Source organism: Bacillus mycoides, assembly GCF_000832605.1.
Lineage (GTDB): Bacteria > Bacillota > Bacilli > Bacillales > Bacillaceae_G > Bacillus_A > Bacillus_A mycoides.
The window spans coordinates 4,901,156-4,921,243 of sequence record NZ_CP009692.1; the positions used below are offsets into that span (position 1 = coordinate 4,901,156).

Here is a 20,088-nt window from a genome sequence, read left to right on the forward strand (position 1 = left end):
AATTTAGGAGGCTTTTATATGAAATATACTGTTATTACTGGTGCTAGTTCAGGAATTGGCTATGAATCCGCTTTAGCCTTTGCATCTCGCGGAAAAAACTTAATACTTGTAGCTCGAAGACAAGCAGAATTAGAAGAATTAAAATTGAAAATTAACGAAATGCATCCGGAATTGGATGTTGTCATTCGAAGAACTGATTTATCAGTCACTGAAGAAGTTTATAAATTTTATGAAAGTCTACAAAGTTTTCAAATTGAAACGTGGATTAACAACGCAGGTTTTGGTAATTTCGCCTCAATTGCTGAACAAAATTTAAACAAGATAGAAACGATGTTGCATGTAAATATAGAAGCACTAACAATACTATCTTCCCTTTTCGTTCGAGATTATTCAATGACCGAAGGAACACAGCTTATTAACGTTTCATCAGGCGGTGGATACACGATTGTTGCCAATGCTGTTACGTATTGCGCTACGAAATTTTATGTAAGTGCATTTACAGAAGGACTATCTCACGAACTGAAAGAACAAGGTGCAAAACTACAAGCAAAAGTTTTAGCTCCTGGTGCAACTGAAACAGAATTCGCAAAACGTTCATTTAATATTGATGAGTTCCAATACGATAATGTTGTACCGAAATTCCACACTGCAAAACAAATGGCACAATTTATGCTCGACCTTTATGATAGCGATAAAGTTGTAGGACTTGTCGATGGTTCTACTTATAACTATGAGCTTAAAAATCCCATTTTTAATTTTGCAGTAAGACAAACGAATTCAAATTCTTAACAACATCTCATTTCTGATTAAAATATAGATACCCACTATTTCTTAAATAATAGTGGGCCTTTTTTCTCTCTAAAAATTTCATCCAACATACCGTATCATCGCCACCTCATCACAATAATTGACTTTTGGACAATGTCTACAATCAACCCATACTTTCTCTGGCAGCAATTCTTTATTTACAAAATCAAATCCACACTTTTGAAAAAATACTGTTTCATACGTTAAAGAAATCACTCTTTTTACATTTATTTTCGTCGCTTCCTCCATCACATGACTCACGAGCATACGCCCTACCCCTTTTCCTGCATATGTATGCGAAACTACTAACGATCGTACTTCTGCAAGATCCTCTCCTAACACATGTAAACCAGCAACTCCAACGACTTCCTCTCCTTCTTTCATAACATATAAACATTGTAAATATTGATAGAGAGACAAAAGAGAACGCGGCAAAACAACTCCTTCTTTTGCATACATTTCAATGAGATTATAAATTCCTTTCACATCACTTGTAACCGCATTAAAGATTTTCATATTATATCCCCTTGCCCCCAGCATTAATATTTATAACAATGAATGAATTTTAATTCATAATTTCATATAATAATACATCTCTCTTTTCTCTCCGTCAATCACTTTTCTGAATTTTACATAAACAAAAAACCAAGCAACTTAATCGATGCTCGGTTCCTCATTTCGTATCGGCAATACCGTCGAATATTTAATTTCACGAAGTGCTAAACTCGTCTGTATCCGTGTAATCCCTAATTTATTTAGTTTCCTAATAAAAAGCTCTAGTTCCTTACGATCACGATTCGCAACTTTTAATAAATAATCATACTCTCCTGTTAAACAGTGACATTCTAACACTTCAGGCATAGATTCTAATTCTCGTTCTAACACTTCCAGCTTTTCATACTGATGAATATTCGTACTCATAAAAATGAAACATAATAAATCAAATCCAAGCTTTTCTTGATTTAAAATTGCTACTTGCTTATCAATAAAACCTTCCCCATCTAACCTTTTTATTCGTGCATGCATCGCAGCTGGAGATAAATTAACACGGCGTGCAAGCTCTGCATTACTTACTTGTGATTCTTTCTGCAATATATCTAAAATTTTCACATCCAAATCATCAAGCACTTTAATAACAGATGACTCCATCAAAATTCCCCCTTTTTTCTTACCGACGATTATTCGAAGAAACATCTCATAACTTATATAAAACTGAATGTTTTTCTGTAAATAATATTTCTAACGAAACATTTTATCGAGTTTTTACCATTATACAAAAGAATATATTAGATAATAAAGAAAAATGCTAAAATTATTTACAGTTCATTCTTATTTCAACAAAGGGGTTTTTAGTATGCCTTATTTTTACGTCTTTTTACTATTATTAACAAGCTTATTATGGGGAGGAAATTTTGTCGTTGGGAAATCACTTGTCGATCATGCGTCTCCGATGACACTGACAAGTTTAAGATGGATGATTGCGATTGTTTGTTTATTACCACTCGTATGGTTTAAAGAGAAGAAAATTATTCCACCGCGTGCTGCTATAATCCCGTTAGTAATTATGGGAATTACAGGCGTCGCTCTTTTCAACATTTTTCAATTTTTAGCATTAGAAAAAACATCCGCAACGAATGTAGGTCTTATTTCTACATTGAACGCTATTTCAATTGCATTATTTTCTGTGCTGTTTCTAAAAGAAAAAGTAAATACGCTTCAAATTCTTTCTATGATTCTTTCATTTTTTGGGGTCATCCTCGTTCTTTTAAAGGGAAACTTTGCTCTTTTATTTTCACTACATTTTAATAGCGGGGATTTATGGATGATTGCAGCAGTTTGTATTTGGGGCATTTATTCTGTTTGTAGTAAATGGGCGACAAAAACAGTTACACCGCTAATGGCTACATTATATTCTGGTATTTTCGGCGTTATTTTATTGCTTCCATTTAACATAGGTAGCTTCACTGTTTCCAATATCAACTCTTCCTTCATAACATCACTTTTATATACAGGACTCATTTCAACAGTACTTTGTATGGTGTTTTGGAATATTGGTGTACAGAAATTAGGCGCTACTACATCGGGGATTTTTCTAAATTTCAATCCAATTTTCACAGCTATTTTAGCATTCCTTTTCCTTGGAGAAGAATTAACATGGATTCAAATTTTCGGTACAATCATCGTCGTGACAGGGTGTTATTTATTTTCTCATTTCAAAACCGTTGCTGTTCAGCCAACTAGAGCTTTAATGCGAAAACATTCTTAATCAAAAACATCGCCACCAAAGTGGCGATGTTTTTATTTACCTTTCATTTCTTTCACATACTGCTTTTCTTCTTCTGGCGATAAACGTTCTGTTGCCTTTCCGGTATCACCACCTTGAATTTCCCACAAAAAGTTATGATCCTCAACCGTTTGTGAAAAGTCTCCTTTCTCCCAACGCTCCAAAGTAGAAAGTAGCTTTGCTTTATATTTAAAATTTGTACTGCTTTCTACTGCGTTCTTCGCACTACGAATTTCCTTATTTGTCATTTCGATAAATCCCCATTTATCAGATGATTTCACTTTTTGATGTACCATCCTATGCATTGTAGAAATAATTTCATCCTCACTAAATTGTGGCTTCTCTTCCGCAACTTTCTTGTCCCGTTAGCTCATCACTTTTTGTGTTTTAAGACTCTTCTCCTCTTCCTCTATATAATTAAGAAGTTTAGTAACACCGAATACAGCTCCTATCGCAATTACAATCATTGTAATTGCCCCTATTATCCATTTTTTCATATTATGTACTCCCCATTCCCCTAATAATTACATAAACAAATGGAATCGCCTGCGCACAGCCGATTCCATTTGTTTCCTTATTTCATTTTAAACCTTCATCGCTTCTCGTACAATGTAACTGTCCACATATTGTTTAAATTTCACGATTTTTCCATTTACAAGCTGCCATACATGAACAAATTCCGCCTCAAATGATTTTCCCGTCTCTTTATAAACTCCTGAGTAAACACCTTCAGCAATAATCACATCTTTTCCGTTTACTTCATGGTACGTATTTACACTCGCTTTATAATCATCCCATTCTGATCCTAAACGACTAAATACATTTTCCATTATAGCTTCTGTACCTATATACGTTCCGCCGTACGGAAAACCTGCTGCCTCTGTCCACTCTACTTTTTCAGAGAAAGCTTCCGCTAAATGTTTTGCATTTGAAGAAGATGGTCCTTCATATGTGCTTCGAACAATTTCTAAATTTGTTTTTTTCTTCATTATTTTTTCACCCCAAACGCGTTTGCCGCTAGAACAAGTCCAATTTCTAACGCTTTAACGTGCGGGAACCGCTCCTTTATTGCCGTTTGAATTTCTTCACTTGAAGGATTTCCTGCAAGAACTTCATCAAATGCAACTAAATATTTACGAGTATGTTTAATCGCGTCTGCTGTATTTGGTACGTCATAATCACGATGACCCGCTACAACAATTTCAGGATGAAGATTTTCAAGTTCACTTAATGTTTCTAACCATTTATGACGAGCTTCAGCATCTGTTTCTAACGTCCATACGAAAGTATTGTTATAAACGATATCGCCTGTAACAACGGCTTTTAATGATGGAATCCATACATAACTATTATTCGGTGTATCACCTTGCAAACCACCTTTAATGATTAAATCATTTCCCTCTAAAATCAATTTCTCTTCTGTTAATTCCTCTGGAACAATTGGTTGATGAGGAACATTATGCCCAATAGATGGTTTCCACTGTTCCACTTTCTTCTCAAATGTGTTACGAATATCTTCAACAGTATTCCGTAATGCAACAATCTTCGCTTCTGGAAATGCTTCATGTAATACATTTAATCCAAAATAGTGATCTGGATGGAAATGAGTCACATAAATATGAGTTAAATTCTTTCCTGTTTCAATAATTTGAGCTGCTAAACGGTGCGCATCACTTAATAAAAATTGTGCATCGATAAGAATTGCATCTTTTTCTCCGTATACAATTGTGGATGTAACTTGAAATGCTTGCTCAGATCCTGTAAAAACCTCTAAATGTAATTTTGACATGTTATTTCCTCCACTTTTTATTTACTCTTTTATATTCCTTTATTCTTTAAGCTTTATTCTAGTTGTAACTAAGTTAGTTGCAACTAGAATAAAAAAATATACGAATCATTTTATTACTAATCGACTTGATGTAATCATTATAGTTACACCAAGTCGTCAAGTCAACACTAAAAAAATAAAATTTACTTCGTTTTCATTACTTTCTCTTTTAAGAAGCGATCTACATATCCTTCTGCTTTTACAACGAATAAATACGCACCCATTGATAATAATGCAAGATCTAATTCATATCCCGGATTCTTTCCATCTCCTAATAAGCCTGCTGCTCCATTTACCTTTACGATAGCTCCAGCCAAAATAAGAGCGAATAACAATCCTACATACCTCACGCCTAAACCGATAATTAATAATATACCACCAACTAATTCAACTGTTGCTACGCCATATGCAAGACCACCTGGTAAACCGATGCTTGTAAACCATCCTGCTACGTTATCTATACCTGATTGAAACTTTGCTAAACCGTGTGCAAAAAAAGTAACTCCTAATACGATACGAATAATTAAATTACCAATATATTGATTCATTCTGAACTCTCCTTTTTCATTTTGTTATGGTGAACATTTATTCACAAGACAAAACAATACGGTATTTCTTTTCATTCGTCAAATGCTTTTTTAAAGAAACCAAAAAACATTATCCTTTTTGCAGATAATGTTTTTTATAAAATAGTGCTAATTCAAGCTTTCGCTCTATTACTTAGAAAAAAGTTGAAAATTTTTCCCAGCACCTATATAAGACAATAAAGACACATCTTCTTCCATCACCATTCCAACAACATTCACTTTCCTATCTTCAGGTAAATCATTTATAACTATTTGCATTTCACCAGCATATCTACCGTACAATTCATTATCAATTGTAATACTGCCTCGTTTTCTTGAAATTGTATTTATCGGTTGTAATGCAACTTTATTTTCTTCTCTTGATTCTACAGAGCGAATTACGTCACGAGCCGGATCTAACCTATTTGTATGCACTTGCTCTACCACTTTTAATACTTCACTTGCATTTATAAATGACTCATATCGCACTGGAATAATCCCACCACTCGCACTCGAGATTTCTTGTACACTTTCTAGGCTCCCACTTATGTCTCCAATTAACACTTTATCAATGTCACACTCTTGAACAAGTTCTAAATATGCTTGAAGCGGGCGCATACTGCGATGTTTTTCTAAAGTTGGTAAACCCTCATATAACGGACCGCGTTTTTCACCATCTCCCGGAATAAATGCCATCGTTTTTATTCCGCACTCATGTAAATATTTATTTTGTTTTTGCAAAAACGACTTTGCTAGTCCTGTTTCTGGACGTGGATAAAAATTATGCCACGCTTCTACTCGATCTACTCGTATATTTTCCGCAAGTAACTCTTTCCAAAATGATTCTGTAATCGTACTCGCATTTAAAGCTACCTTCATCTTATGAGATACACGTGCGATTTCTTTTGGCGTAATACCATAATCCATTCGTAAACCAGTAATGCCAAAGTCTAATAACTCTTCCACATTTTCATACGTCATCCCTAAATGGTTTAACGATTTTGGAGAGACATCAACCATTAATTCCATTTCATTTTCGAGAGCTTGTTTCCCAAGTATTTGAATTAACTCCTTATACGTATTCGGATCATCTTCTGGAATGTGAAGAGATGTAAAAACAGATGAAAATCCGTTTTCTTTCGCTAGTTTTAACCATGCTTCTTGTTTCTCTACTCGCTCTTTTGAAAGATAAATTGAAACTCCTATCATATAAATCTCTCCTTCTATTAATATAAAAAAAAGAGAAAGGAATCCCTTTCTCTATATGTTTTCTGCCATTTCTTCTTTAAAGCCGAAGAAGTACGTAAAGATGAATCCGAAAATATATGCAACTACTAATCCAAGGAAATATAATAAATATTTATTATCAGCAATTAACGGAATTAATGATAATCCTGATACACCTATTCCGAGTGAAGCCGTTTTCATAACAGCTTGGAATGCACCACCGACAGCCGCTCCTAAACAAGCAGTAATAAACGGTTTCCCAAGCGGCAATGTAACCCCGTATAATAGCGGTTCGCCAATTCCTAAAAATCCTACTGGTAATCCACCTTTAATCACATTACGAAGGCGTTTATTTTTTGTTTTCACATAAATCGCAATTGCTGCTCCTACTTGCCCAGCGCCAGCCATTGCTAATACTGGTAATAAAGGCGTTACGTGCGTTTGATTAATAAATTCCATATGAATCGGTGTTAAACCGTGATGTAATCCGACCATTACGAGAGGTAAAAATGTTCCGGCAAGCACAGCTCCAGCAAATGCTCCGCCAACATTTAAAATTGCATTAATACCGCTTGTAATACCATCAGATAAGAAGCCTGCTACTGGCTGAATCGCTAACATCGTTACTATACTTACAGCTAATACAGTAATGAGTGGTGTCACAATAATATCAACTGCATTTGGCACAGCTTTTCGCACTCGTCTCTCAACTACAACCATAAGCCATGCTGCAAAAATAACTGCAAATAATCCGCCCCGTCCGGGTACGAGCGCTTCACCGAATAATTTTACATTCGCCATCGCTGGGTTGAAAATTAAAATACCTGCAATTGCCCCAAGAACTGGTGTCCCGCCAAATTCTTTCGCTGTATTCCAACCGACTAAAATTCCTAAGAATGTAAAGATACCGCCGCCAATAAGTAGTAGCATTTGTAGCCACGTTGCATTCGGGTCAGCACCTGCGTTTTTCGCAAAGTTAGCAACCCCATTTATAATTCCTGACGCAACAAGCCCCGGAATTAACGGAATGAAAATACTTCCTATTTTTCTTAAAAAGTTTTTCACTGGTGTATTATTTTTCTTCTTAATCTCTGACTTCATCTCTTGCCCAAGATCTTCAAGGTGGTGATCTGCCACCTCACCAATTCGCAGTCCCGTTAAATCTTCCATCTCAGCTGCTACTTTATTTACTGTCCCTGGCCCAACAACAACTTGAAGCGTTTCATCTTCAATCACTCCCATAACACCTTCAACCTTTTTTAAAAGGTCCATGTTCACTTTACTTTCATCATGAAGCGTTAATCGTAACCTCGTCATACAATGAGCAATGCCACGAATATTTTTTACTCCCCCAAGCTGCTCTGAAATTTCTTTGGCCATTCTCTCTTCTTTCTTCATAATAGAATCCCCCTCCCCAAAGTTTAAAGTGCTTTCTTCACAAATCCTTTCGCACCTTTTAATTTTTCTAGTGCTTCCCCATATTCACACTGTAGTAATATCATAACGATTGCAGCTTTCACATTTCGATCTGCTTTCTCATAACACTCTGTAGCTACTTCATAACTAGCGCCTGTCGCTTCAACAATAATTCGTTTTGAGCGTTCTACCAATTTTTCATTTGTAGATTGAACATCTACCATTAAGTTTTTATATACTTTCCCTACACCAATCATAGACGCTGTAGAAATCATATTGAGTACTAACTTTTGCGCTGTGCCAGCCTTCAACCGTGTTGAGCCTGTTAATATTTCTGCGCCTGTTTCCACTTCCACATTTAGTTTTGCATATTTACTTATTTCAGCATTTTTATTACAGGAAATACTAGCTGTACTTGCTCCCATGCTACTTGCATATTTCAATCCGCCAATTACATAGGGTGTTCTACCACTTGCTGCAATTCCAATAACCGTATCTTTCTCGTTTAATCCAATACTTTTTAAATCTTCTTTTGCTAACTCTTCACGATCTTCGGCACCTTCCACCGCCTTAGTAAACGCTTTCAATCCACCTGCTATAAATCCTTGAACCATGTTATCATCTGTTCCAAATGTCGGGGGACATTCTACTGCGTCTAAAATGCCTAAACGGCCACTCGTACCAGCCCCAATATAAATTAAACGGCCTTCTTCTTCAAAAGACTTAGTAACAATTTGTACAACCTTTTCAATTTCTTCTATTTCATTTTCAACTGCTAACGCAACAGTTCGATCTTCTTCATTCATACTTTGTAAAACTTCTTTTATACTCATCTCATCTAGATTCATCGTTTTCTCATTACGGTGTTCTGTCGATAAATTCTCTAACATATTGCCACCCTCTTCAAAATTATATTTCACACTTTTATTATAACTTTAAGAAACTAAAAATCAATAACTCTTTCTTATTTTATGAAATAAAATTTCACAACATGACATATTTGTGTCAAAGATAATAAAAAAGATGAGTCTCCCCATCTTTTCTTCTACTTCAATTTCCGTAACCGTAATGCTTCTTCTCTCGTCTCCATAAATTGATCTAATACTTTATTACCAATTCGATTGAAAGTAATCACATATAAAGCATCAATCATATTCAGTTGCGTCATTCTCGAAGCAATACTCGCAATGCGATGGTCTTGCTCTACATCTGGCATACAAAGGCGAATGTCTGCCGCTTTATATAACGGAGATGATTGGTCTAGCTTCGTAATCGCAATAACTGTAGCCCCTCGCTTCTTCGCATATTGCGCCATTTCGAGCACATCTTTCGTCCGCCCAGAAGTTGAAATCGCCACAAATATATCTCCCTCTTTTAAATTCGTGACGAGTGGCAACATCATATGAAAATCAGATAGCATCATCGCTGTAAATCCGAGTCGTGTAAATTTATAAGCCCCGTCCATCGCTGGAGTAGCTGAACCACCTACTCCGTAAAATATAACTTTATCCGCATTTACAATACGATCTGCAGCTCTCTCAAGTTCCTTCTTATCTATCGCCGTGACGCTCGCCTCAATTGCAGCTTTATTCACATATGTAACTTTATTAAACAAGTCGTACGGTCCATCTTCCGTATTCATCACTGAAAAATCATTAATATTATAATCAGCAATCGTTAATTCACGAACGAGCGCGATTTTAAATGATTTAAAGCTCCCAATCCCAATCGACTTACAAAAGCGAACAACACTTGCCTCACTTGCGCCTGCATTCGTTGACACTTCTTTCGTCGTTAAGTTCGGAACAATTTCTGCATTCTCCATTATGTACATGGCAACCTTCTTTTCGGCTGGTGAAAATTGATCCATATTACTTTCAATTTTAAATAGTAATGTTGAAGCTTTCACTATTTAACCTCCACTTCTTATGGTTGCGTATATTCTCTAATATCATTTGTATCATATAGATAAAAACCATCATTGCCAGGTGGATGGTGAACAATTACAGTTCGATCCCCTTTTTTATATGACGTTATTTCACCTTCAGATCGCTGTTTTTCCCATCCATGTATCCAAATTGCAAAGTCAGGTACAAAAGCAGTGTACTTATAGTCTTTCGGATTTTCATCTTCTACATAGGAAGAAAAAATAGAAACTGGAAAATTTTTCACTTTTGAATCTTTCCATGCAGTAAATGGTATACATAGTGCAATAAGTATGATTACACCTATAACTTTCCCCTTTGTAATCTTCACACTTCCCTCTCCTTGTCATATCACATACATAGATTTTATCATAATTACAATCCATTCATGCTACATGACCACTGCATTTTGCAATAAAAAAAGAGCTTACCTACATCAGATAAGCCCTTCCTCTTTATACAAAATACTTCTTCAAAAGCGGCGGCGTAATAATTGTCGTCAATATAACAACAATGACAATCGCTGTGAAATTTTCTTTCGCTAACAAATTCGCCGCAAGTCCATTTGCTGCGATGATAAGCGCCACTTCTCCGCGCGAAACCATTCCCGCACCGATACTAATAGAAGATTGAAGGTTGAATCCTGTCAGTCTTGCGCCTAAACCTGATCCGATTAACTTTGTGAATATCGCAATAAGAGTCATGATGATAATGAACCAAAGCTGGCTTCCTATACCTTGAAATGTAATTTCCATTCCGATACTTACGAAGAACACTGGAACAAATATTGCATAAGCAATTGGTTCAATTTTATGTTCTACTTCATGCTTATACTCTGTTTGAGAAATGGCAATTCCAGCTGCGAATGCTCCAATAATACCTGCAATCCCCATCATTTCACTGTAATACGAAAAAGAGAAACAAATAATAAGAGCTGCACTAATTAATGCTTCTGTTACGCGAAGTGGTACGAGCATTTTCATAATCCATGGAACAACTTTCCAAGAGATGAAAACAATACTTACAAAAAAGATAATTTTCTTTGCAATGACTAGCGTTACATTTACATCTTGTGTACCTAAAAAACTCATCACAAATGCTAATAAAATAACGACAATTACATCATCAAATACAGCTGCACCTAAAATCGTCGTACTTTCTCTCGTATTCATTTTCCCTAAATCTCTTAGTGTTTGAACAGAAATACTAACCGAAGTGGCACAAAGTAATAACCCTAAAAAGATCGCATGCGACTGTAACATTCCAAACGCAAGTCCTGCTAAATACCCACCAAGGAATGGGAAAATAATTCCTCCCATCGCTACTGCGAATGCAGATTTTAAATTACGATTTAACTCTTCTAAATCAGTTTCGAGTCCTGCCATAAACATAAGTAGCAAAACACCAATTTCGCTAAGCTCATCAATAAGTTCTGAACTATTAATAATACCTAGCAAAGCCGGACCGATAATAATACCAACGATTAATTTACCGAGTACAGAAGGCTGGCCAAGTCTAACGCTAATATCACCAGCTAATTTCGTACAAAGTAAAATGACGACAAGTTCAAAATAAAATAACATAACATCTTCTCCTACTATAATAAAGTAAAACTTTAATCAGTGGATTATTCTTCATCTCTACTGATTGTTAACCTGCATCTATTTCTGCACATAGTTTCTCCTTACAACCGGCTTTTTATTTGACAAAATATTCTGAATTATAATAAGATTAACCCAGAAATTTTAAAAAACTACATACCATAACTGTATTTTCATTCACTTACATACTCTTTTCCAATGGGCTCGTACTATATTCGCAGTTATGGAAATGAAAACTAAAGGAGGAGAGTTCAAAGTGAAGTCATTATTACGAAAAAAAGCGCTTAGTACTGAATCACCACGACAGCTAGATCGAACATTAACGGCACTTGATTTAACGTTTTTAGGAATCGGCGCCGTAATTGGGACAGGGATTTTTGTATTAACAGGTATCGTAGCGGCAAAACATTCTGGCCCTGGTATTATGCTATCATTCCTTATTGCTGCATTTACTTGTGCTTGTGTAGCCTTTTGTTATGCCGAATTTGCTTCTTCTATTCCTGTCTCAGGAAGTGTGTATACTTACGCATACATGACAGTCGGGGAAGTCGTCGCCTTTATCGTTGGTTGGTGTTTAATGCTCGAATATTTACTCGCTGTTGCAGCGGTAGCTGTTGGCTGGTCTGGATACTTACAATCATTGCTTCAAGGGTTCAATATACACCTTCCCACCATTATTTCCTCGGCCCCTGGTACAGGAAAAGGTGGTCTCATTGATTTACCAGCTGTTTGTATTTTACTTCTCATTACTGGGCTTTTAAGTTTTGGTATACGCGAAAGCGCACGCATTAATAATGTTATGGTCCTTATCAAATTAGCAGTTATTATCGCCTTTATCGTAGCAGGCGCAAAATATGTAAAGCCTGAAAATTGGACACCGTTCATTCCATTCGGGTACGACGGTATTATTACCGGAGCTGCGACTGTCTTCTTCGCCTTTTTAGGTTTTGATGCAATCGCAACCGCGGCAGAAGAAACGAAAAAACCGCAGCGTGATTTACCAATTGGCATTATAGGTTCCCTTCTTATTTGTACAGTTTTATACATGATCGTATCTTTCGTTTTAACAGGCATGGTTCCTTATACGCAATTAGACGTTTCTGATCCAGTTGCATTTGCACTACATTTCGTTGGCGAAGATACTATTGCAGGGCTACTTGCAGTTGGTGCGATGACAGGAATGACAACCGTTCTTTTAGTCGTTATGTATGGACAAGTTCGTGTTTCTTATGCAATGAGCCGAGACGGCTTACTCCCAAAAGCGTTATCACGCGTAAATAAAAAAGTTAAAATCCCTTTACTAAACACATGGATTACTGGGGTATTTGCAGCTTTATTAGCAGGACTTTTAGACCTACATTTACTAGCGAATTTAGTAAATATCGGTACGTTAACAGCCTTCGCATTCGTTTGCTTTGCTGTACTTATTTTACGGAAAACTCATCCTGACTTAAAACGCGGATTCCGTACACCTTTCGTACCTGTATTGCCAGTTGTCGCGATTCTTTGCTGTTTATATTTAATGATCAATTTGTCTACAACGACATGGATTAGCTTTGCAGTTTGGCTTATAGTCGGCTTATGCTTCTATTTCTTCTACTCTAGAAAACATAGTCATTTAGCTACTGAAAAAACAAATGATGAGACGAAAAAAGCATAACAAAATAGCTCGCCGATGAAACGGCGAGCTATTTTCATGTTTTATCCCGATTGGTGAGGGCTAATAATCAATGGGGGATGAACACCCCCACTGATTAAAGTTTCACCTTATTATATTTTTGCGTTAACGATTGTAAAATGGTGAATATACAGATGCAAGCTGTAAATCATGCCCAATTCCCTATCAGTGTAGCGTATTAAAAAACTCCAATACCTACAAATAATAGGAAAATAATGACCTGATATATGAGCTTCTACTTTTGCATAGCCTCCCCCTTTACTTCGTCTCCTTCTTTTTTTTCTTCCACGCATTTACACTATCAAAGAAGAAATTAATAAATAACGTGCCTAAACCCGCTAATAAAAATGTCATTAAAAATAGAACCCATATACTTTTCTCTTTTAAGAAATAATATCCTACAAGGAGCACAACCGCGATCCATACATATTCAAGAATTCTTTTTATCTTTTTCTGTTCCAAATTATTCGCTCCCTTTTTCCATGCTATTTTTAGTATAACAAAAAAGAAGCCTATCATGATAAGCTTCTTTTCTTCTACCTTATTTGTTTATGCTTTTCTCAACAAGTGAAATCGCATGCTCTAGCGTACGATTCATTGATTCCACATACTCATCTTTTACATTTTTATCTTTTAACACAGCTTCCGCAACTGTGATTTTTTGACTTAATGATTTAACAGAACCGTCTGTTACATTTCCATCTTGCGCTTTCTTTACTAAAGCTTTTGCAGATTCAATATTCACTTGTAATTTTTCTTTCGGTGTTTTTGGCTGTTCTTCTGCTACCTTTGATTGGACAAATGTTTGGTTTGCTGTTTTTAATTCATTATACGTTTGAACAATTTGTTCTCCTGTACTCGCTATATTCTCAAACACTTTCTTTGCATTGTCATAGCTTCTTTGTAATTCGTTAAAAGCTGCTTGTGAATACTGACCTGGCTTTTCACCAAATTCATAAGTACCTGCCAATACTTCTTTCACTTTTCCGATTTCTTCATATAACGTATTTACTTGCTCTAATTTTGTACGAGTAGAAAACTCGTTATATGCCGCTACTACTTCTGAAGAACTTAATGCTTTACTATATAATTTTGCTAATGCAATTTGTCCATTTAACGGAATACCGCCATTTCCGTTGCTATCAGGATCTGCACCAAGTGCGAATGGTACGTTCGGGTGATATACTTTCCCTTGAGCCGGCTGACTATTTACTTTTTTACCATCTACATAAATTGCTACTTCACTGCCGTTATATGTTCCTGTTAAATGATACGTTTTGTTTGCTTCTAATTGAACACCCACACGTTTATAGCTTCCACCAATATGAGCCCATAATTCTACATAGCCACTTCCTGTAGACTCAAAACCAATTCCACCGCTCTCTGTATTTTGCAAAATACCTTGTCCACGAATTTCATTCATTGAAAATACAGTTTCTAACGTAAATGAATTTGCTACTTTTTCTTTTTGTGCTGCTGAAAATGGAAGGTATCCAAATGTATTTGCTTTTCCGTTTAACTTCATAACATTCTTTTTCAATGCTTTATCATATTCAATAGTCACATTGCCCTTAACATCACCTTTTGTACCAAATGATGAACTGTCTTTAAATGTACCATCTGCAAAGTTTACATCAAAAACATCTGCCTTTGGTACTTTCACATTCGGGTCAATATTATCTTTTTTCGTAGTAATTTCTGCCGTTAATGGTTGTACACTTTCATTGCCAAATGAATCAATCGCAACAACTTCAAGTGTATATGTTTTCCCGCCATCTAGTCCTGCAAGTGTAAATGTCAGTTCTTTCGGCACTGGATCTCGATAAAACTCTGAGAATGCTAATAGCTTATTTTTAATCTCACCTGTTTGTTTATCCTTTGCTTGCAAGCGATAAGAATGAACAAGAAGGTTGTCCAATGCTTGCGGGAATGTTACTGTTGCCGCATTTTCCGTTACATTTGATACAGCAAGCTTTGCATCCTTCGCAAAGTATGGCTTTTCTTTATCACGATCTTCTCCATAGTTGAATCCTTCTTTTTTCGTTGGTAATTTAATTTTCCAAGGCTCACCTGTCCAAGAGTTTGTATGGAAATCACGGCGATTAATTGTTACCTCTTTGTCATCTACCTCTACCAATAAACCTTGGCTTAATGTACTAGCTCCTGGCGGGATATTCCCTTGTACTTTACCGCCTTCAACTTCCATATAGCTTACAGAAGATGTTCCAACAGACGTAAAATCTTTTTGATGAATCGATCTTGGATCATCTAACGGATAATGTGAATGACCTGAAAACGTAATTACTTGTGGGTATTCTTTTAATACCGCATTAATTTTCGCACTATCTTTCGTTCCCCATTCTTGGCTACCGTACACTGTATCTTTAATATGTTGATGTAAAAACACAAAAATCGGTTTTTCTGGATCATCTTTTTGTGCCTTTGCCATTTCTTCTTTTAACCAATTAATTTGCTTGTCCGAATAATAGCCATGTGTTGTCCCATCCTCTGGAGACATAACAAGGAAATGATACCCTTTTACCACCTTATGATAATAAACCGATTCCATTCCTGTCTTTTCTAAGAAACGCTTCTGTGCTCCCTCTACAGATAAGCCGTTCCAATAATCATGATTACCTAGAGAATTCATTCGTACCGCATCTTTATTTGCATTTTCGTTATACACTTGCATAAAACGATCATATTGCTTTACTGAACCCGAATCAGTAAAATCACCTACAATGACAAACGCATCTTGCTTTGGTGCAAGCGTATTAAATTGCTCAATCGCTCTTTTCCAGCGGAACGTATCATCTGTTCCACTATCTTTAATATGCACATCACTTACAACTGGGAAAACGATTTTCTTCTCACTTGGTGCCTTTTCTTGCTTTTTCTCTTCCGCTTTAACCGACGTACTCCACGGTAATGATACAAATGCCAATACAAACACCATTAATAATCCAATAAGACCTTTTACTTTTCGTAAAGCAGTTCTTTCCACGTGAATCCTCCTCATAATAATTGATTCATTACAAGGGCTATTTTATCTTAAACATATTAATATCGTTTAAATAACAAATGAATTTTATTAGATTTTTGTAAATATACAATTAATTAAGTGTTAAGTCCAACATTACTCGTACTATTGTATACAACCACCTTTTGTCTAAAAGAGTCTGATCATTCTTTTCCCATGTCTATTCACATATAATCTTTTCTATAACATTAATGATAAGTTAAGCTGTAAGCCTATTAGACAATCTTAATTTTAAAAATTTTCTTCTTTTCTTAACACATCGGCCATGCTTCTACATTTAATAGTAGTAAAAGACAACTTAAAAAGGAGGGGTTGTATTGAAGAACAAAAAAAATATTGGCTGTTTCGCTCCTTTATCTATCATTTGTCCAGACCCTTGTCCACCGCCCCCTCCTCCAAATTCAAGTTGTGAGCGAGTAACAAATGAATTTGCAGGGAATTTCCTCATAACTAACAACACCATTCCCTCTACCAAAGATGCACTACAATCAATGATACTGTGGCAAAGTGATGGGATACTGCTTATATCAGGTACTGTCTCGGTTTACAATAGTACTAGCAGCACTGAAGCAATTACAATTCAAATCATTGGAGCAGTAACCAATATTTTCACTGTATTTCCTGGTAATACAATATCTTATATGGGTAAAGATTTTCAATCCGTCAGTATTATTAATATACAGAGTAATCCTTCTCTATATTTAGAAGGCAAGTACTGTTGCCAATTTACATGTTGCTTATAAAATAAATATTTCATTACTCCCTCTATTCAAAAAAGCATACCATTTAAGGTATGCCTTTTTATGAAATTGAGTAACGTACTGTAATACAAAACTCTCCTTGATTAACAGTCGTTCCCGTCGTTGTAATTCGAACAGTAGTAAAGTGCCTCACTGTGAAAGTACCACTACTTTGCGGTTGTACAGTAATCGTATCGACTACTGTAGCACCTACTAAAAAATCCACTGTAATCGGATTTGCACCTGTATCATATTTTACATAACCTGAACCGTATATTTCTTGTGTAAGATTATTCGTATAGACAATTTGAGTACCCGCACCTGTAATTGACCAGTCTGCACATACTTGATCTTGCACAAGCGTTTTATTAGAACAACAAGACAAACTGGAACTTCTCATTCCCATTTCAACCCTCTCCTATTCTTCTACGAAAGTGAATAGCGTGTCGTAATACAAAATTCTCCCTGATACGTTCCAGCAGGTGTTGCAGGTAACACAACTTGTATACTATCAAAGCGGCGATACGTAAAAGCAATACTGGTTCCTGGGTTTAATGTTTGTGTATCAATTGTAGCCCCAGCAGAATCAAGTGCTTCTACAGTAATCGGGCCTGGTCCAACATCATATTTAACAAAACCAGTACCAATTACGTTTTGGTTAATATTATTTGTATAGAGAACATTATCAATTGCTGTTGCAACTACAGTAGCAGACCACGGACTACACACTTTATCTTGCACATAATTTTTATCTGGACAGCAAGTTAATGCTGACCCTGAGCACTCACAAGACATAGTTGTTTCCCCTCTCTCTTTTATATTCCCTATATGTGTATGTCCTTCAGAGTCTTTTGCCTGTACTATTCATCTATTTCCAAAAATAAGCACATCATAATTTAAAGTAAAACTCCCACCTCAATACTTTGCTTTACAGCTAAGTTTTGAGGTGGGAATCTTACTGCCCGTTAATGCGAAATAAACTAAATAGATTCAGTTTTGTTTCGTTTTTTCATAAATTTATAGATAAAGATACTAGCCACGATAAGAAGAACGCCTCCTAATATCGGTAACATATATTGTCCAACAACGCCCGCCGCTTTTTCCCAATGCGGACCTAATTTCATTCCAAAATAAATATACAAAGTCGTTAACGGGAACATTGCTACAAATGTATATATGCTAAATTTCCATATGTTCATTTTTGCCATACCACACGGTACAGAAATAAGTGTTCGAACTCCTGGTACGAAGCGTCCAACAAATGCCACAACTGGACCATACTTCGCAAAGAAATCATCTGCTTTTTGAATTTGTTCTTCTTTAATAAAGAAGTATTTCCCGTATTTTATTAATAGAGGGCGACCACCGTAATAACCGAGTGCATATAACGTTAACGGTCCTGTAGTTCCGCCAAGTGTCCCTGCTAATACAGCTAGCCAAAAATTCATATCTCCCTCATATACCCAATACCCAACCATGGGCAAAACTACTTCTGCTGGAATAAATTCAAACGTTAATGCTAACACAACTCCAAAATAAGAAAACTGCTTTAAAAACTCGATTATATCTAAAATAATTTGCTCCATATTTTCAACTCCTATCCTACGTTTACGTTATGCTTTTCTTGTAATTGCACTGGCGCCATCTTTACAATTCGATTCAAAATAAATAACACAATTCCAATATCATCTAAAATACCAATAAACGGTAGGAAGTCTGGAATTAAATCGAGCGGCATCGCTACATAACCAACTAAAAAAGCAATAGATAAAATTTTCTTCTTTATTGAAACCTCTTTTGAAGTAAAAAAGTCAAATAGGAATGGAACAAAACGGCGGACATGGAATACAACTCTTAATCTACTAAAAAGTTTTTTCATTTTCTAGCTCCTCTCTTTGTATACAAAAAGGACCCTACCAAATATGGTAAGGGTCCTAAAAAAGACAATAAGGGGCCTTTACCATTGCTGGTAAAGGTCTCACTAACAACGAAACGTTGCCAATAAAGCCGAGGGTTTCTCCCTGTAATGACGACTTTACTGTAATAAGTTACTCCCCTTTAGATACACAATTTTATACAATCACATTAAGATATTTGGAGGGGCTTGTCAATATTTTTTTCATAATGAAACCTGTTCACATACTTCTATCACTGTTAAAATTTGTCTGCTTGATCTTCCCTACAATCTATTTTTAAAGCGGATTACATTTCGGTATCTCTAACCCTGAGGATTGTGCTAACTTCAATAAATAGTAACACTCCTCCCTCGCCATATGATCCGCCATCCTGGCTGATAATGAACTTAATATTTGCTCAGACAACTCTAATTCTTCTACTTCTCGAAGGAAATGCGAGAATAACTTTAGCTCTAGTGAAACGTCTTTTGTAAACTTCTTCAAAGCTGGAAAATGTTTCAGTTCTGCCCGTAAATAACCTGTCATTTCAACTGCTTTTAAATAAAATTGTTCAAAATGTTTAGCAAACAAATCACTTTTCTCCTTCAATCCTTTTTCCACAACATCTAATCCGCCTGAAATAGAACCAGCATGCCCTGCTGCATCCGTTAACCACGCGAGATGATAGTGTAGTTCATGAAAAACGGGCGGGACTTTTCCCCTCCCTAAGTATTCTAATACTGTTATATATTCCTCCACTTCATTTACCATATGATTAATAAAAGTCGGAGTAAAATGAATCACAATTTTACCTTCCAATTGCTTTTGTATAATATTTAATTTAAATGCTCGAATCTCCTCTGCAGCTTGTTCTGCATCTTTTGAAAATGCAATAAAATTTACAGTATGAATTTCATTTAAAAAGTTCGTGAATTTTTCTACAAAATAGGTGGCTTTCTGTATATCTTCTTTCTCCTGTGGAGCTAAAGCATCTAGTAAAAACTGAGCATGATCCCCGAGAACTTTGAGCCAAAATTTATGTTCAAACAGTGCGCTTTCTTCATACATTCTATCCACGCTA

Annotated in this window: 22 protein-coding genes and 2 pseudogenes; 4 read left to right on the top strand and 20 right to left on the bottom strand. The window is 36.0% G+C overall.

The window, feature by feature from the left end; translation table 11 throughout:
- The first annotated feature begins 18 nt into the window (after positions 1–18).
- On the top strand, positions 19–789 hold the full coding sequence (locus BG05_RS26920; RefSeq protein WP_002186662.1) for an SDR family NAD(P)-dependent oxidoreductase: 771 nt from the start codon (positions 19–21) through the stop codon (positions 787–789).
- A gap of 78 nt (positions 790–867) precedes the next feature.
- Here the strand turns inward: BG05_RS26920 and BG05_RS26925 are convergent, their stop codons facing one another.
- Positions 868–1,323 (bottom strand): N-acetyltransferase, encoded by a 456-nt coding sequence (locus tag BG05_RS26925; protein ID WP_033733804.1) that lies wholly within the window; start codon positions 1,321–1,323, stop codon positions 868–870.
- Positions 1,324–1,461: 138 nt separating this feature from the next.
- Positions 1,462–1,956, bottom strand: a complete 495-nt coding sequence (locus BG05_RS26930) for an Lrp/AsnC family transcriptional regulator (protein WP_002125468.1) — start codon at positions 1,954–1,956, stop codon at positions 1,462–1,464.
- 205 nt (positions 1,957–2,161) lie between these two features.
- On the opposite strand from BG05_RS26930, the gene BG05_RS26935 reads away from it, so the two are divergent.
- Entirely contained in the window at positions 2,162–3,073 is a 912-nt protein-coding gene (locus BG05_RS26935) for a DMT family transporter (protein ID WP_002186665.1), read from the top strand.
- A gap of 32 nt (positions 3,074–3,105) precedes the next feature.
- Here BG05_RS26935 and BG05_RS26940 read toward each other — a convergent pair.
- The 10 genes and pseudogenes from BG05_RS26940 to BG05_RS26985 all read right to left on the bottom strand — a co-directional run bounded on the left by BG05_RS26940 (position 3,106) and on the right by BG05_RS26985 (position 11,636).
- Positions 3,106–3,588 (bottom strand): annotated as a pseudogene (locus BG05_RS26940) (PRK06770 family protein).
- Positions 3,589–3,675: 87 nt separating this feature from the next.
- Positions 3,676–4,080 carry a nuclear transport factor 2 family protein gene (locus BG05_RS26945; protein WP_002186668.1) on the bottom strand — a complete coding sequence of 135 codons (405 nt, stop codon included), beginning with the start codon at positions 4,078–4,080 and terminating at the stop codon, positions 3,676–3,678.
- A complete protein-coding gene (locus BG05_RS26950) occupies positions 4,080–4,880 on the bottom strand; it encodes an MBL fold metallo-hydrolase (RefSeq protein WP_002125460.1) in 801 nt (266 codons plus the stop codon). The genes BG05_RS26945 and BG05_RS26950 overlap by 1 nt, the downstream gene beginning before the upstream one ends.
- Before the next feature lie 182 nt (positions 4,881–5,062).
- Positions 5,063–5,467, bottom strand: coding sequence for a DoxX family protein (locus BG05_RS26955; RefSeq protein WP_001077751.1), 405 nt, complete (start codon positions 5,465–5,467; stop codon positions 5,063–5,065).
- Positions 5,468–5,635: 168 nt separating this feature from the next.
- Complete coding sequence (locus tag BG05_RS26960; protein WP_002186669.1) at positions 5,636–6,694, bottom strand: DUF871 domain-containing protein; 1,059 nt, start codon at positions 6,692–6,694, stop codon at positions 5,636–5,638.
- A 51-nt stretch (positions 6,695–6,745) separates the two neighbouring features.
- Positions 6,746–8,110 (bottom strand): PTS transporter subunit EIIC, encoded by a 1,365-nt coding sequence (locus BG05_RS26965; RefSeq protein WP_002125455.1) that lies wholly within the window; start codon positions 8,108–8,110, stop codon positions 6,746–6,748.
- Positions 8,111–8,133: 23 nt separating this feature from the next.
- Complete coding sequence (gene murQ, locus BG05_RS26970; protein ID WP_002125454.1) at positions 8,134–9,018, bottom strand: N-acetylmuramic acid 6-phosphate etherase; 885 nt, start codon at positions 9,016–9,018, stop codon at positions 8,134–8,136.
- 155 nt (positions 9,019–9,173) lie between these two features.
- On the bottom strand, positions 9,174–10,037 hold the full coding sequence (locus BG05_RS26975; protein ID WP_002186671.1) for a MurR/RpiR family transcriptional regulator: 864 nt from the start codon (positions 10,035–10,037) through the stop codon (positions 9,174–9,176).
- 17 nt (positions 10,038–10,054) lie between these two features.
- The gene (locus BG05_RS26980) at positions 10,055–10,384 is read right to left on the bottom strand and encodes a hypothetical protein (RefSeq protein ID WP_002186673.1); all 330 of its coding nucleotides are present in this window, start codon (positions 10,382–10,384) and stop codon (positions 10,055–10,057) included.
- Between the two features lie 124 nt (positions 10,385–10,508).
- Positions 10,509–11,636, bottom strand: a complete 1,128-nt coding sequence (locus BG05_RS26985) for a cation:proton antiporter (RefSeq protein ID WP_000899801.1) — start codon at positions 11,634–11,636, stop codon at positions 10,509–10,511.
- Between the two features lie 241 nt (positions 11,637–11,877).
- Here BG05_RS26985 and BG05_RS26990 point away from each other — a divergent pair, with 241 nt between their 5' ends.
- Positions 11,878–13,314 carry a branched-chain amino acid transporter BcaP gene (locus BG05_RS26990; RefSeq protein ID WP_003187518.1) on the top strand — a complete coding sequence of 479 codons (1,437 nt, stop codon included), beginning with the start codon at positions 11,878–11,880 and terminating at the stop codon, positions 13,312–13,314.
- A 94-nt stretch (positions 13,315–13,408) separates the two neighbouring features.
- Here BG05_RS26990 and BG05_RS32235 read toward each other — a convergent pair.
- From BG05_RS32235 to BG05_RS27000, 3 genes and pseudogenes are all read right to left on the bottom strand, one after another.
- Positions 13,409–13,561 (bottom strand): annotated as a pseudogene (locus BG05_RS32235) (RpiR family transcriptional regulator).
- 29 nt (positions 13,562–13,590) lie between these two features.
- A complete protein-coding gene (locus BG05_RS26995; RefSeq protein WP_002169093.1) occupies positions 13,591–13,794 on the bottom strand; it encodes a hypothetical protein in 204 nt (67 codons plus the stop codon).
- Positions 13,795–13,873: 79 nt separating this feature from the next.
- Positions 13,874–16,336 (bottom strand): LamG-like jellyroll fold domain-containing protein, encoded by a 2,463-nt coding sequence (locus tag BG05_RS27000; RefSeq protein ID WP_002186675.1) that lies wholly within the window; start codon positions 16,334–16,336, stop codon positions 13,874–13,876.
- Positions 16,337–16,689: 353 nt separating this feature from the next.
- Between BG05_RS27000 and BG05_RS27005 the strand changes: the two genes are divergently transcribed.
- Positions 16,690–17,115, top strand: a complete 426-nt coding sequence (locus tag BG05_RS27005; protein WP_002186676.1) for an S-Ena type endospore appendage — start codon at positions 16,690–16,692, stop codon at positions 17,113–17,115.
- A 58-nt stretch (positions 17,116–17,173) separates the two neighbouring features.
- Here BG05_RS27005 and BG05_RS27010 read toward each other — a convergent pair whose 3' ends face one another.
- The 5 genes from BG05_RS27010 to BG05_RS27030 form a co-directional block, all read right to left on the bottom strand.
- Positions 17,174–17,518 (bottom strand): DUF3992 domain-containing protein, encoded by a 345-nt coding sequence (locus tag BG05_RS27010; RefSeq protein ID WP_002169096.1) that lies wholly within the window; start codon positions 17,516–17,518, stop codon positions 17,174–17,176.
- Between the two features lie 20 nt (positions 17,519–17,538).
- Positions 17,539–17,907, bottom strand: coding sequence for a DUF3992 domain-containing protein (locus tag BG05_RS27015; RefSeq protein ID WP_002116435.1), 369 nt, complete (start codon positions 17,905–17,907; stop codon positions 17,539–17,541).
- Positions 17,908–18,092: 185 nt separating this feature from the next.
- The gene (locus BG05_RS27020; protein ID WP_000435001.1) at positions 18,093–18,698 is read right to left on the bottom strand and encodes a DedA family protein; all 606 of its coding nucleotides are present in this window, start codon (positions 18,696–18,698) and stop codon (positions 18,093–18,095) included.
- Positions 18,699–18,709: 11 nt separating this feature from the next.
- Positions 18,710–18,991, bottom strand: coding sequence for a YkvA family protein (locus BG05_RS27025; RefSeq protein ID WP_002125440.1), 282 nt, complete (start codon positions 18,989–18,991; stop codon positions 18,710–18,712).
- A 313-nt stretch (positions 18,992–19,304) separates the two neighbouring features.
- Positions 19,305–20,084, bottom strand: coding sequence for a DUF2935 domain-containing protein (locus BG05_RS27030; protein ID WP_033732081.1), 780 nt, complete (start codon positions 20,082–20,084; stop codon positions 19,305–19,307).
- Between the last annotated feature and the right edge of the window lie 4 nt (positions 20,085–20,088).

Excerpts from the sequence above, each read along its gene's own strand:
- BG05_RS27020 (WP_000435001.1), bottom strand. The coding sequence starts at position 18,698 with ATGGAGCAAATTATTTTAGATATAATCGAGTTTTTAAAGCAGTTTTCT.
- BG05_RS26950 (WP_002125460.1), bottom strand. The coding sequence starts at position 4,880 with ATGTCAAAATTACATTTAGAGGTTTTTACAGGATCTGAGCAAGCATTT.
- BG05_RS26930 (WP_002125468.1), bottom strand. The coding sequence starts at position 1,956 with ATGGAGTCATCTGTTATTAAAGTGCTTGATGATTTGGATGTGAAAATT.
- BG05_RS26960 (WP_002186669.1), bottom strand. The coding sequence starts at position 6,694 with ATGATAGGAGTTTCAATTTATCTTTCAAAAGAGCGAGTAGAGAAACAA.
- BG05_RS27025 (WP_002125440.1), bottom strand. The coding sequence starts at position 18,991 with ATGAAAAAACTTTTTAGTAGATTAAGAGTTGTATTCCATGTCCGCCGT.
- BG05_RS26955 (WP_001077751.1), bottom strand. The coding sequence starts at position 5,467 with ATGAATCAATATATTGGTAATTTAATTATTCGTATCGTATTAGGAGTT.
- BG05_RS27010 (WP_002169096.1), bottom strand. The coding sequence starts at position 17,518 with ATGGGAATGAGAAGTTCCAGTTTGTCTTGTTGTTCTAATAAAACGCTT.
- BG05_RS26985 (WP_000899801.1), bottom strand. The coding sequence starts at position 11,636 with ATGTTATTTTATTTTGAACTTGTCGTCATTTTACTTTGTACGAAATTA.
- BG05_RS26945 (WP_002186668.1), bottom strand. The coding sequence starts at position 4,080 with ATGAAGAAAAAAACAAATTTAGAAATTGTTCGAAGCACATATGAAGGA.
- BG05_RS26925 (WP_033733804.1), bottom strand. The coding sequence starts at position 1,323 with ATGAAAATCTTTAATGCGGTTACAAGTGATGTGAAAGGAATTTATAAT.
- BG05_RS26935 (WP_002186665.1), top strand. The coding sequence starts at position 2,162 with ATGCCTTATTTTTACGTCTTTTTACTATTATTAACAAGCTTATTATGG.
- BG05_RS27015 (WP_002116435.1), bottom strand. The coding sequence starts at position 17,907 with ATGTCTTGTGAGTGCTCAGGGTCAGCATTAACTTGCTGTCCAGATAAA.
- BG05_RS26990 (WP_003187518.1), top strand. The coding sequence starts at position 11,878 with ATGGAAATGAAAACTAAAGGAGGAGAGTTCAAAGTGAAGTCATTATTA.
- BG05_RS26965 (WP_002125455.1), bottom strand. The coding sequence starts at position 8,110 with ATGAAGAAAGAAGAGAGAATGGCCAAAGAAATTTCAGAGCAGCTTGGG.
- murQ (WP_002125454.1), bottom strand. The coding sequence starts at position 9,018 with ATGTTAGAGAATTTATCGACAGAACACCGTAATGAGAAAACGATGAAT.
- BG05_RS26920 (WP_002186662.1), top strand. The coding sequence starts at position 19 with ATGAAATATACTGTTATTACTGGTGCTAGTTCAGGAATTGGCTATGAA.